Origin of the sequence: Trinickia mobilis (assembly GCF_017315705.1) — a bacterium.
In the GTDB taxonomy this organism is placed as follows: Bacteria; Pseudomonadota; Gammaproteobacteria; order Burkholderiales; family Burkholderiaceae; genus Trinickia_A; species Trinickia_A mobilis.
In genome coordinates this window covers 1-12,319 of record NZ_JAFLRF010000020.1, presented here as the reverse complement: position 1 = coordinate 12,319, position 12,319 = coordinate 1, and the positions used below count along the sequence as shown (strand labels likewise).

At 60.4% G+C, this 12,319-nt stretch carries 12 protein-coding genes; 9 read left to right on the top strand and 3 right to left on the bottom strand.

Translation table 11 applies throughout. The features are described from left to right. Positions 1-15 precede the first annotated feature (15 nt). From J3489_RS23560 to J3489_RS23525, 8 genes are all read left to right on the top strand, one after another. Positions 16-699 (top strand): GntR family transcriptional regulator, encoded by a 684-nt coding sequence (locus J3489_RS23560; RefSeq protein ID WP_207002178.1) that lies wholly within the window; start codon positions 16-18, stop codon positions 697-699. Positions 700-839: 140 nt separating this feature from the next. After that, entirely contained in the window at positions 840-1,637 is a 798-nt protein-coding gene (locus J3489_RS23555) for an SDR family oxidoreductase (RefSeq protein ID WP_207002177.1), read from the top strand. 40 nt (positions 1,638-1,677) lie between these two features. After that, a complete protein-coding gene (kce, locus tag J3489_RS23550) occupies positions 1,678-2,610 on the top strand; it encodes a 3,5-dioxohexanoate:acetyl-CoA acetone transferase (RefSeq protein ID WP_207002176.1) in 933 nt (310 codons plus the stop codon). A gap of 133 nt (positions 2,611-2,743) precedes the next feature. Further along, positions 2,744-3,493: an N-acyl homoserine lactonase family protein gene (locus J3489_RS23545; protein ID WP_207002322.1), complete on the top strand. Its 750-nt coding sequence runs from the start codon at positions 2,744-2,746 to the stop codon at positions 3,491-3,493. Between the two features lie 22 nt (positions 3,494-3,515). Next, on the top strand, positions 3,516-4,667 hold the full coding sequence (locus J3489_RS23540) for a sugar ABC transporter substrate-binding protein (protein WP_242540239.1): 1,152 nt from the start codon (positions 3,516-3,518) through the stop codon (positions 4,665-4,667). A gap of 57 nt (positions 4,668-4,724) precedes the next feature. Then, a complete protein-coding gene (locus J3489_RS23535; RefSeq protein ID WP_207002175.1) occupies positions 4,725-6,254 on the top strand; it encodes a sugar ABC transporter ATP-binding protein in 1,530 nt (509 codons plus the stop codon). A gap of 40 nt (positions 6,255-6,294) precedes the next feature. Next, the gene (locus tag J3489_RS23530; protein WP_309491410.1) at positions 6,295-8,403 is read left to right on the top strand and encodes an ABC transporter permease; all 2,109 of its coding nucleotides are present in this window, start codon (positions 6,295-6,297) and stop codon (positions 8,401-8,403) included. A 79-nt stretch (positions 8,404-8,482) separates the two neighbouring features. Further along, positions 8,483-9,385: an SMP-30/gluconolactonase/LRE family protein gene (locus tag J3489_RS23525; protein ID WP_207002319.1), complete on the top strand. Its 903-nt coding sequence runs from the start codon at positions 8,483-8,485 to the stop codon at positions 9,383-9,385. A gap of 60 nt (positions 9,386-9,445) precedes the next feature. Here the strand turns inward: J3489_RS23525 and J3489_RS23520 are convergent, their stop codons facing one another. The 3 genes from J3489_RS23520 to hpaH form a co-directional block, all read right to left on the bottom strand. Beyond that, complete coding sequence (locus tag J3489_RS23520) at positions 9,446-10,132, bottom strand: FadR/GntR family transcriptional regulator (protein WP_207002173.1); 687 nt, start codon at positions 10,130-10,132, stop codon at positions 9,446-9,448. Positions 10,133-10,322: 190 nt separating this feature from the next. Next, positions 10,323-10,727: a pyridoxal-phosphate-dependent aminotransferase family protein gene (locus tag J3489_RS23515; RefSeq protein ID WP_207002172.1), complete on the bottom strand. Its 405-nt coding sequence runs from the start codon at positions 10,725-10,727 to the stop codon at positions 10,323-10,325. 139 nt (positions 10,728-10,866) lie between these two features. Next, positions 10,867-11,670, bottom strand: a complete 804-nt coding sequence (gene hpaH, locus J3489_RS23510; RefSeq protein ID WP_207002171.1) for a 2-oxo-hept-4-ene-1,7-dioate hydratase — start codon at positions 11,668-11,670, stop codon at positions 10,867-10,869. 373 nt (positions 11,671-12,043) lie between these two features. On the opposite strand from hpaH, the gene J3489_RS23505 reads away from it, so the two are divergent. After that, the coding region (locus J3489_RS23505) for an aminotransferase class IV (protein WP_207002169.1) at positions 12,044-12,319 on the top strand (276 nt) is incomplete at its 3' end.

Genomic DNA, 12,319 nt, shown 5'->3' with positions numbered 1-12,319 from the left:
CGTGTGGTTCCCTCCATGAAGACCGTGGTTCATGAAACGTTGGGGACGAAGGTGTACCAGCAGTTGCGCGAAGCGATCATGAGCGGCCGCTTTCCGCCTGGTCAGCCCTTGAGCCTGCGTGGCGTTGCCGAGGCGGTGGGCTCGTCGACGATGCCGGTCCGCGGAGCACTGACGCGATTGCAGGCTGAAGGCGCGCTCGTCGACGGTCCGGGGCGCGCCTTGATGGTGCCGCCAATCACAGTCGAGATGCTCGAAGAGCTACGCGACGTCCGGATTGCCCTCGAAGGCTGCGTGGCCGAACGCGCCGCCTCAAGGATGACGGATGAGCATTTGAATGCGATCCAGCAGATCTACGACGAGATGGATGCGCACGTCAATGCAGGGGACGCGGCGGCGTACCTACGCACCAATTTCGCATTTCACACGGCGATCTATGCCCAAGGGGCAAGCGAAGTCACGCTCGCCATCATCCAGAACCTCTGGATGCGAATCGGCCCGTTTCTGAATATGGTCGCGCCGGACGTCCGGCACATGCGCCGCTCGATGACTGCCCACAAGATGATCGTCGATGCGCTGTGGAACCGCGATGGTCCAGGCGCCCACGCCGGCATCGCGAAAGACATTGGCGATGCGGCGCAGGATTTGAAGGGACGGCTGAGCGTCGAATCCGCGGCAATGCCAAAACGCGCCAGCGGCTAGCTCCATTAGCCGAAATAGGAAGAAGCAGATGCTCGTGCTTCATTGCCTCGAGCTACAAACACAGCAATTAGTCATCCTTATAATTGCCGGATGGAATTGAAGGCGCGCCGAAAGGCAGCCAAAAATGGAGATAAAGGGAGATGACTGTTTTACAGCTGCTGCAGCCACGAAATGGGTTGCGTGTCCTGGTGACAGGCGGCGCCTCAGGAATCGGATTGGCAATTGCACAGGCCTTTTTCGAGGCGAAGGCACGTGTGCATGTTTGCGACGCTAACCAGGATGCGCTCGATGCGTTGCCCAAACACGGGGCCAACGGTTCGATTTCGGGCACCTTTGCCGACGTCGCCGATGAGGGCGCAGTGGAACGCGTTTTTCGCGACGTCGAGCGCGAGCTGGGCGGACTTGACGTGCTCGTCAACAACGCAGGCATTGCGGGGCCGACAGGCGGAATCGATGAGATAGATGTAGGCGAATGGGAAGAGACCGTCGCGATCAATCTCAATGCGCAATTCTATTTTGCGCGTCGAGCAGTGCCGTTGCTGCGCGCGGCACCTGACGGCGGCTCCATCATTGCGCTGTCATCCGTTGCGGGGAGGCTCGGCTATGCCTACCGAACTCCCTATTCATCGACCAAATGGGCGCTGGTCGGCCTGACCAAGAGCCTTGCGATCGAACTGGGGCCGTCCGGTATTCGCGTCAACGCAATCCAGCCGGGCATCGTGCGCGGCCCCCGCATGCAGGGCGTGATTGCGGCGCGCGCCGAACAGCTGGGACTGAGCTACCAGGAAATGGAAGCGAAGTATCTGGAAAAGATTTCCTTGCGACGCATGACCACACCGGAAGAAGTCGCGGCAACGGCCTTGTTCCTCTGCTCGCCGGCGGGCAGCGGGATTTCCGGCCAGGCGATCTCGGTATGCGGCAACGTCGAAGTGCTGTAGCACGCTCTGCGAATCAAGTGACTAACAGGAGAATCATTTCGTGGCCACCCAACATAAAGTCATTATCACCTGTGCTCCAACCGGTGCAATCCATACGCCGTCGATGTCGCCCTTTCTGCCGGTCACCCCGAAGCAAATCGAGGATGCGGCGCTCGCTGCCGCAAGGGAAGGTGCGGCAATCCTGCATCTCCATGCACGCGATGCGCATGATGGGCACCCGACACAGGATCCGGCAGTGTTCCACGAGTTTCTGCCGAACATCAAGGCGCGAACCGATGCCGTCGTCAACATTACGACGGGCGGCAGTCCGCACATGAGCGTCGCGGAGCGACTGCGCCCCGCGCATCATTTCCAACCGGAGCTTGCATCGCTGAATATGGGTTCGATGAACTTCGGGCTTTACCCGATGCTCGATCGATTCATGGACCTCAAGTATGACTGGGAGCGTCAGCATCTCGAGAACAGTCGAGATTTGGTGTTCAAGAACACCTTTGCGGATATCGAGTACATCCTGACGTCATGTGCGGCGAACGGGACACGATTCGAGTTTGAATGTTACGACATCTCACATCTCTACAACCTTGCGCACTTCGTCGAGCGCAAGCTTGCGAAGCCGCCCTTCTTCATCCAGAGCGTTTTCGGCCTGCTCGGCGGGATTGGCGGCCACCCGGAAGACCTGATGCACATGCGGCGCACGGCCGACCGCCTGTTCGGCAAGGACTACGTCTGGTCAATCCTTGGCGCGGGACGAAATCAGCTCCCTCTCGGCGCAACGGGCGTGGCCCAAGGGTCTCATGTACGTGTCGGACTCGAAGACTCGCTGTGGATTGGACCGGGCAAGCTCGCGGAGTCGAGCGCCGCGCAGGTCGCCAAGATTCGACAGGTGATCGAAGGTCTTTCACTTGAGATTGCGACACCTGCCGAGGCTAGAGCCATGCTGGGTCTGAAAGGTGCGAACGAGGTCAACTTCTGATCGCGATCGCTGTCAGTCGCGAGACATCGACGGGATGTGCTGTGCCGGTTCGAAAGGTTGCACTCGCGGATTGCCGCGACGCAAAGTGCGATAGGAGAAGACAGTGGCAATTTCACGACTGAAGGTGGTGGCGATGCCGACCGGTTGGCTGACGGTCGATCGCTCCACGCAAGTCTACGGACGTTATTTCGGCCAGTCCGTGAAGGTGCCGGTATGGTCGACAGCCATTGTCGGCGCCGACAAAAAAATCGTCGTCGATACCGGTATCCACGACCCGGGCTGGGTGAGCAGCTTTGTGTGCCCGTGCGAGCAAGCACCCGAAGAGCGTCTCGAACGCGCGTTGAAAGAGTACGTGGGCTGGAGTGCGGACGAGGTGGACATCGTGATCAACACCCATCTGCATTACGACCACTCCGGCGGCAATACGCTGTTTCGCAACGCGCGCTTCGTCGTGCAATACGCGGAGTGGGAATACGCCGGACAGCCGCTGCCGACGCAGTCCGCGTATTACCAGGAGTTCCTGCTCGGCCGGGAACCGCTTGCGTATTTCCGCTGGCAGTTCGTCAACGGAGTCGCGGACATTGTGCGTGGCGTGCGGGTCGTGCCGACGCCCGGGCACACGCCCGGGCATCAGTCGGTTGCCGTGGAGACCGCAGATGGCTGCGTGGTGATCACCGGCGACTGTGCGAACTGCATGGAGAACATCGTCGATGCGACGCCGGTAGGCATTGTCCACGAAACCGCGGCGGAACTCGCGTCGCTCAGGCGTATCCGGCAGATTGCCGACTTCGTGATACCTGGACACGACCCGGACGTCGTGCCCGGCACGAGCGGGTTGACGCTGCCGTTGTCCGCGCGATTGCCTCACATTGCATCCCAATGACTATGGAGATTAGGAGGAAGACATGAATCGATTGATGCAGTTGAACCGTCGCGCGAGGCCACTCGCGAACCGGATTGCGTGCCAAACCGTCCTCGGCATGGCGTGTGCCGCGGCGCTTGCGACGCCGGGCGTTGCAGCCGCGGCAGGGAAGTACAAGGTGTTTTTGTCGATGAGCTATGTCGGTAACGATTGGCAGACCGAGGCAGCCAATATGGTCAAGGCAGAAGCGGCCAGCCCGGAAATGCGCGACAAGGTTGATCTCGAGGTCCAGGTAGCCGGGACCGACGCGCAGAAGCAGATACAGCAGATCAATTCGATGGTGCAGGCCGGCGCGAACGCGATCATTGTCTACCCGGTCTCTCCAACCGCACTGAACCGGGCGATCAAGAACGCTTGTTCCAAAGGCGTGGTGGTTGCCGCCTACGACTCCGAGGTCACCGAACCCTGTGCGCACAACATTACGATCGATCAGCACGAGGCGGGCCGCGCCACCGCCGAGTGGCTTGCGAAGACGATCAACCGCAAGGGCAATATCGTCATGATTACGGGCGTGCCCGGTACTTCCGTCGATCGCGCGCGCACCGAAGCAGCGAAGCAGGTATTCGCGAAGTATCCCGACATCAAGGTCGTCGCAGAGGGCGTCGGCATGTGGAGTCAGGCAACCGCGAAGACCGAGCTGTCGAAGATTCTCGCGACAAACAGCTGGGACAAGATCAATGGGCTATGGATGCAAGTCGGCTGCTTCACCGCGGCTTCGATGCAGCTCGAGGCGGGCGTGCCGGACGGCAAGATCAGGCCGTGCGCAGGTGAGTCGTCCAACGGCCACCTCGTGCAGATGCTGCCGGCCGGAACAGTAAAGGGCAACGGGTCGTATCGATCGATCGGCTATCCGTCCATCGCGTATGGGTCGCCGCCGTTTTCGGGCGCCTACGCGCTCAAGCTCGCCGTCGCCAAGCTCGAAGGAAAGGATTTTCCGAATCATGTGACGCTGAAGCTCCCGCTTGTCGAAACGTCGCAGGCCAAGCTGTGCACGACCGGTTCGATCGACGAACTGCGTGGGGGCTGCACGGCGATCTCTCCGGACAAGGTGCCGCCGGGCTGGTTTGCCGACATTTACTCGGATGAGACTTCGAACCTGGGGTTGAGTGCTGCCTTGAACGGCAAACCGGACTGAAGCGAGTCGGAAATCGCTCGCCGCGCGGCGTCGCGCGGCGGCCTGAAGGAGGGTGTCATGGAGACGGATCTTGCGCTCGATTTGTCGAATGTGACCAAGCGCTTTGGCGCAACCGTCGCGCTCGACGGCGCATCTTTCCGCGTGCGGCGCGGAGCCGTGCACGCGCTCCTGGGTGAAAACGGAGCGGGCAAATCGACCACCGTCAAGCTGCTGTCCGGGCTCCTGAAGCCGGACTCGGGGCGTATTTCGATCATGGGCAAGGAGGTGCAGATGCACGGCCCGAGGGATGCCCACCGTGCCGGCGTGCAGACGGCATTTCAGGAGATGACGCTCGTGCCCGACCTGACGGTCGCGCAAAACCTCTTGATGTCGTATGAGCCGACGGGTTGGCTCGGCCGGATACGGCGGCGCGAGGCGCAACGGATGACGGCCGAGTGGCTCGAGCGGCTCGAGCTGACCGATGTGCAGCCTGGCGCGTTTGTCGGCGATCTTGCATTGCCGGTGCGGCAGAAGATCGAGATCGCCAAGGCAATCGTTCGGCATCCGGATGTGTTGCTGCTCGATGAACCGACCTCGGCGCTGTCGGGCCATGACGTCGAATGGCTCGCGCGCCGGATCGATGAGCTGAAGGCGCGCGGCGTCACCTTCGTGTTCATCTCGCATCGGATGCAGGAAGTTCGCGAGTACTGCGACAGCCTGACGATCTACCGCAATGGCAAGGACGTGGGCGCATTCGACGCTGCGGATATTTCCGACGATGAGGTCATCCGGCTTGTCATCGGCCGGTCGCTTCAGGCGAAGTATCCGCCGAAAGAGCCCGCGCCGGAAACGCTCGCGCCGAGTGTGGAGAACGACCGCGCCCCGGCGCTCGAAGCGAGCGGCGTGCACATCGACGGGGTCGTCAATGGCTTCGACCTGACCCTTCGGGCCGGTGAGGTGCACGGGATCGCCGCGCTGCAGGGGATGGGGCAACGCGAGTTGTTCGAAGGGCTCTTCGGCGCGCGGCTCATCGACGAGGGCGATATTTACATCGACGGCACGAAATTGACCCTGACGTCGACGGCGGACTCGCTCAAGAGTGGCGTGTCGACGAGCTTCCTGCCGGAGGACCGCAAGACGGAAGGTCTGTTCTTGCGTTTGTCAGGGGGCGACAACGTGTCGTTGCCGACGATCGGCGGCTACACCCGACTGGGACTGATCGACCGCAAGCGCGAACGAGAGGCGATTGGCGGCGCGCTTGCCCAGATGGAAGTCCATCCACGTGCACTGTACAAGCCATGCTCTTCGTTCTCGGGGGGCAACCAGCAGAAGATCGCCATGGCGAAATGGCTGCTCACGCAAAGCCGCGTGTGGCTGATGTTCGATCCGACCCGCGGCATCGACGTAGGCACCAAGCATCAGATTTTCGTGTTGATGCGCGAGTTTGCGAAGGCCGGCGGAGCCGTGCTGTTCTATTCGACGGATGTCCCGGAACTCGTGAACGTATGCGACCGGGTGTCGGTCGTTTATCGTGGTCGTAACGTCGCGGCCTTGTCGGGCGACGCACTGACCGAAGAGAACGTGATGCGCAAGATGCTCGCGACCTAGACGGAGTCCGCCCATGACATGCAGCAGTAACGAGACAGGGGTGAAGACCATCGCAAACTACCCCGTTGCGGTTCCCGGCGGGGACCTCGTGGGTCCGAGCGCGATCTGCAAGCTCATTGCAAAATTCGATCGTTATCGCGGACTGGGCATTGCCGTGCTCGCGCTGGTCGCCATCATGGTGGCGTGGATTTCATTGTCCGCGACACCCGTTGGTCTGTACGACATCGGATCGGTGATTTCGAGCGGCTCCACGCTTGCACTTGCGGCGATCGGCCAGACGATCGTCATACTGACCGGCGGTTTCGACTTGTCCGCTGCCGCAGTGGTGTCCCTCGCAAACGTGCTGGCTGTGCACTTTGTGCGGGGCACGCCGCTTGAACAGTTCGCCGGTGTCGCCCTGATCGTCGCAATCGGTGCGGGCGCGGGCTTTGTCAACGGCGCGTTGATCGCGTGGTTTCGCTTGCAATCCATTGTCGTCACGCTGGCGACGATGTTCATGTTGCAAGGACTGACGCTGCTGATCCAGAGCAAGCCAGGCGGTAGCGTCGGCGATCAGTTCGTCAACCTCGTCACGGCGGATCTGATTCCGAACAAACTGCCGATGTCGGCGGGCATCGTGGCCGCGGCGCTTCTGGCATGGTGGCTGATCCGCCAGACACGCTTCGGCGTCGGCATCTACGCGCTAGGCAGCGACCCCGAAGGGGCCTATGCCAACGGCGTGCCGGTCACGCGCTATCGCATCGCGACCTACGCGGTAGCGGGCGCGTGCTACGCGCTGGCCGGTCTCTATGTGGCAGGGCAGACAGGTTCGGCGGATCCGCTTGTCGGACGTCCGCTGATGTTGTCGATGTTCACCGCGGTGGTGTTAGGCGGCACGCTGCTCGGCGGCGGGCGCGGTGGCTGCCTCGGCACGGTGTTCGCGTCGATGACGCTGATGATCACGGTCAATATCTTGCTCGTGCTGAACGTGTCAGCGTTCTATACGACTATCGCGGAGGCGACGATCCTGATTCTCGCGGTACTTGGCTCGTCCGTCGGCAAACACTCGGCGGTCCATCAGAGCGTGCGCTACGTCGGCGTCTGGATGCGAGCCTGGAGAACCGGTACGCGCGCTCGAAACGGCACTGGACGGCAAGTACGCTTTGCCGGCGGTACAACTCGTCTGGCGGAGAACGCGGAACTGAAAGGCAGTGCCATCGCTAACTGGATCGAACAGAACCGCGAATGGGTGCAGTACATCGTTCCTGCATACCTGCTTCTCGCCGTAGTGCTGGTGATAACCGGCGCCGTGTACGGGCCGCGCGTGATCGTCAGCGCGAACTTCGTCAGCAGCATGCTGACGCTCACCTTGTTCCTCGCTATCCTCGGCCTCGGCCAGGGGGCGGTGATCATGACGGGCGGACTCGACCTGTCGGTGCCGTGGCTGATGACCCTGTCCGGTGTGTTGTTGACCGGGATCACGCACGGCGTCAACGTTGACGCGCTCTGGGCGGTGCCGCTGGCGCTGGGCGTTGGCTTGCTGGCTGGCTTGTTCAATGGCGTCGGTGTGGTCGTGCTCGGGTTGCCGCCCATCGTCGTTACGCTTGCTGCGAATGGTCTGTTGCAGGGGCTGACGCTAATCTACAGCAACGGGTCGCCGCAGGGCTGGGCACCTCCGCTGCTGAGCGGATTTACGAACGGCCGGATCGGCCCTCTGGCGCCGGCTGCGTGGTCCGTTCCACTGTTCCTGGTCGTCGCATTGTTGCTGCTGCACCGCACGCCGTTTGGACGCCGCGTTCATGCGATCGGTAATTCGCAGGTCGCCGCGAAGCTTGCCGGTGTGCGTGTCGGACCGACGCTGATTGCGGTGTACTGCCTGTCGGGTGTGTGCTCTGCGCTCGCGGGTCTTCTGTTGGCTGGCTTCAGCAACCAGGCATTCCTCGGCATGGGCGACCCTTACCTGCTACCTTCGATTGCGATCGTGGTGGTGGGCGGCGCGCTGATCACGGGCGGGCGAGGTCACTATCTGGGCGTCTTCGGCGGCGCACTGCTATTGACCGCGTTGGGAACGCTCCTTGCCGGCACCACGGTTCCGCCAGCCGTGCGTGACATCATAAACGGGATCGTAGTGCTAGCCGCGGTGATCACGTTACGCGACAAGAAGTCCTGAGATGTTCGGGAATTGGCTAGGGTGAACAGTACTCGAGTCACTGCGGTCATCGGCTCGGGGGTTTGAAATGGGGACGTTGATGGTCGAGATCTGCTTGCTGGTCGACGCTAAAAATCACTTGGGTGAAGGGCCTCTGTGGGACGTAAAGGAGCAACGGCTGTACTGGATCGATAGCACGGCCGCGGAAATCTACAGTTGTCAGGCGGATGGAAGCGATGTACGCCGCTACTTCGTGCCGGCGCATATCGGTTCAATGGCGTTGCGCGAGCAGGGCGGTGCCGTGGTGGCGCTGGCTGACGGTTTGCATTTTTACGACTTCGAGGCGCAAACCGTGCGTTGCATCGCAGACCCGGAGCACGATGAACCCGAGACGCGCTTCAACGACGGAAAGGTGGACCGGCGTGGGCGGTTCATAGCAGGCACGATGGCTTACGACTTCGATCGCTACGACGCCAACCGCGGCCAGCGTCCCACTCGCAGCGGAGGTCTTTATCGGCTCGACTGCGACGGCACAGTGACACGTCTAGAGGGCGGGATCAGTTGTTCGAACGGGCCATGCTGGAGCCCGGATAACCGGACGCTCTACTTTACCGACACTTTCGACAGGACGATGTACGCCTACGATTACGACATCGAGACCGGCGCGGTGTCAAACCGCAGAGTGTTTGCGTCAGCGAAGGGCATGGCCGGAACCTTTGATGGTGCAACGGTGGATGAGCAGGGGTACGTCTGGACAGCGCTGGTCTTTGGCGGCCGGATTCTTCGCTTTGCGCCGGATGGCCGCATTGATCGCGTGGTGCCGTTTCCGATACGCAATTTAACCAGTGTCATGTTCGGTGGCCCCGAACTGGATGTGCTCTATGTGACGACGATGGGCAGGCCAATGTGGGGCATTCCACAGAAGGAGCGTGACAAAGGCGGGTTGTTTGCAATAACGGGGATAGGCGTGAAAGGCTTGCCGGAACCGCGCTTTGCTGGTTAGAGGAAGGAGCGCTCTGTCTGGCAGCGCAATACTTCAAGCGTTCGGCATTTGCTTCCGGTGCTACAACCCTTGAACTGCATCGCGCACGAACTTCAGATGCGCTGTCATTGCGGCACGGGCAGCAGATGGATCGTGTCGCTCAATCGCATCGACAACTGCATGATGAAGATCCGTGCGAAATGCGTGGGCGGGATCAAGGGTCAACTTCTTGAAGGCTGCAATGGCGCTTATCATTGTCAACAAGCTGTCCAGCACTTGCAGAACGACGGGATTTCTGGTGGCCTCCACCAGTGTGCGATGAAACTCTCTATCAAGAAGCAACATGTCGCTCCGAAGCGAAGCAGCGCGATCCAATTCACTGACTATGCGCTTCAGCTTCCGAACATCGGCCGCCTCCGCTTTCGCGGCGACCTCCGCGGCGACCCAACTTTCTAGCCCTATTCGGACATCGATTACCTGCAGTAGAAATTCACGCTGGTCCTCGACTGCTCTAGTCTTGGCGGCATTGGGCTCACTTTTGCCCGTACTAACGTATCGATCCCGCTGCTTGCGCTCAACCAGGCCGAGTGCTTCTAGTTGTTGCATTGCCTCACGTACGGTGCCCCGTCCAAGTCCGAGTTCCGCTGCGAGATCGCGCTCTGACGGAATCCGATCGCCCGGCTTCAACACCCTTTGCGCGATCAGGGTCTTGATGTGAGAGACAATGGCGTCCGATTGTCTTACATGAAAAAGCTGAAGCGACGTCATGGTGATGAAGGTGAGGTAGTTCGTGTCCTGGAGTGTGTCGGCAACTGTACTAGCCCATTACATCCAGGATGTCTGAACGCGAAAGCGAGGGTAGGGGCTAGAAGTATACATGGGGCAGCGGACCCGTCCCATTTTCGGTTAGGAGTCTCTTTCGCAGGATCAGAAGTTTGACGCGCGGATGGGGGCGTTGTCACGAGGAGGCAACGTGGCGCATTCGGCGAACTCGCATGCAGTCGGGGGCCGGTCGATATTCCCTCCAGAAGTCATCGATGGTGTTCGAGCGTTTGGCAGCGAAGGGGCTTGCCTCGCGGGCCGCGAGGAGCATTCCCATATGGGCGATGCGGAAAACCTTCCCCGAAAGTTCAGCGATGCCGTCAGCTAAGATGACACCGCACCGTTTCTCCGCGTAGTCCCGGATTATTTTCGAGTGGCCGTTCGTCAGCACGGCCGTGATGGTGTCGCAGCGTGCGTTGGGTTCGATGATATTGAAATCGATTGCCTGGCTGTCGGCCCAGACTGAGACAGCGCAGCGCACCGCCTCTGCTAGCAGTCTGTGGCGACGAAAGACATTGCCGAGTGCCTCCTCAAAGAGCATGTCGAACGCCTGCCGCAGGCCGAACAGCAGGTGCTCAGGCGGCGTGCCGCCGAACTTCTGGTAGGGCGTTTTCCCTTCACGGAAGAGGAAAATACGATGACCAACGGGAATATCTCACGGTTCGACGTCACTGTTACGTTCAAACGAAACGTGCCGAAATCGAGCCCAGAGAACCAAAATCGGCGTGGAAAACATCGCCAGCTCGCGCTTCGACCATGCCAATGAAGGAGCCGGCCAATACAAATTGGCCGGGCTCGAGCCCAATGTCAAATGGGGCGAGCTTGTTGGCAAGCCAAGCAATGCCGTTGGCCGGATGGTTCATTACGGCTGCGGCCACACCGGTTTCTTCGATGGTGTTGTTACGATGGCATAGCACGGACACCCAACGCAGGTCGAGCTCTGTGGGCTTGATCGGCCGGCCGCCCACGATCAGTGCGGCGTTGCCGGCGTTGTCGGCGATGTTGTCAAGCACACACCGCTGCCTGCCAGTTTCGGGATCCAGGCGATGAGTACGACTATCGACGATCTCACAGACGGGCGTGACGTAGTCGGTGGCGTTCAACACGTCAAAGATCGTGCAGTTGGGGCCCTCTAGTCGCTTGCCCAGCACGAATCCCAGTTCGCATTCCAGCCACGGTTGTACGAAACGGGACATTGGGAGATCGTCCCCCGTTAAGTAGAACATATCGGCCATTAGCGCACCGTAATCAGGCTCATCGATGCCCACCTGGCGCTGCATGGCGCGTGAGGTGAAGCCGATCTTGTGGCCTTTAACCTGGTTGCCCCGCGCCACCTTGAGCTCTATCCAACGACGCTGCACGGCATAAGCATCTTCTTTGGTGAAGCCCGGATATACCACCGAAGAGGGGCGGATGCATTGCCGCTCCCTCTCCGCATCGTCGTAAGCGTGGGCAAGGCTGTCGATGATTTTGGCGTCAAGCATAGGGTCCTCGAACTGGCGTATGTTGATGTTGGTAGGACCAATACTAATCTGTGATTTGCGTGCGAGCAAGCGAAAATATCGCTTCCGTGCAATAATGGTCCGACCAAGTGTATGTCGGGTCCCGCCGGTGGCGCGGGGGTGACCGGGCTCGATGAAATCGTGCGAGGAAAGATGGAGGAAGCGTCGATCGTAGATACGCGCCCTTCAGAGGAAGGCCGTCTCCACTGAGGTGTGCGCCTCAGTGAGAGAAGTTGTGTACGAAGCTTCGACGTGGAGAGCGGCGAGCGATGGCCCGGCATTGCGCTCGGAGGCCACGGGCGTCGGTGTGCTGACTGGCGCTCAATACTTACTGTAAATGGCAGGAGTTCAGCGTATGCGAGTAGTCTTTGTAAATGGGCGATTTGTTCGCGAATCCGAAGCCGCCGTGTCGATCTTCGACCGCGGCTTCACAATGGGAGACGGCGTCTACGAAGTGACCTCCGTGATGCAGGGACGCATGCTCGAGTTCGACGCACATATGGCGCGTTTGATGAGATCCCTGAACGAAGTGGGAATGGTGCTCGATATGAGTGGGACGCGCCTCAAGGAGATCCACGAAGAGCTGATCTCACTAAACAAGCTCGACGATGGGCTTGTTTATCTGCAGGTG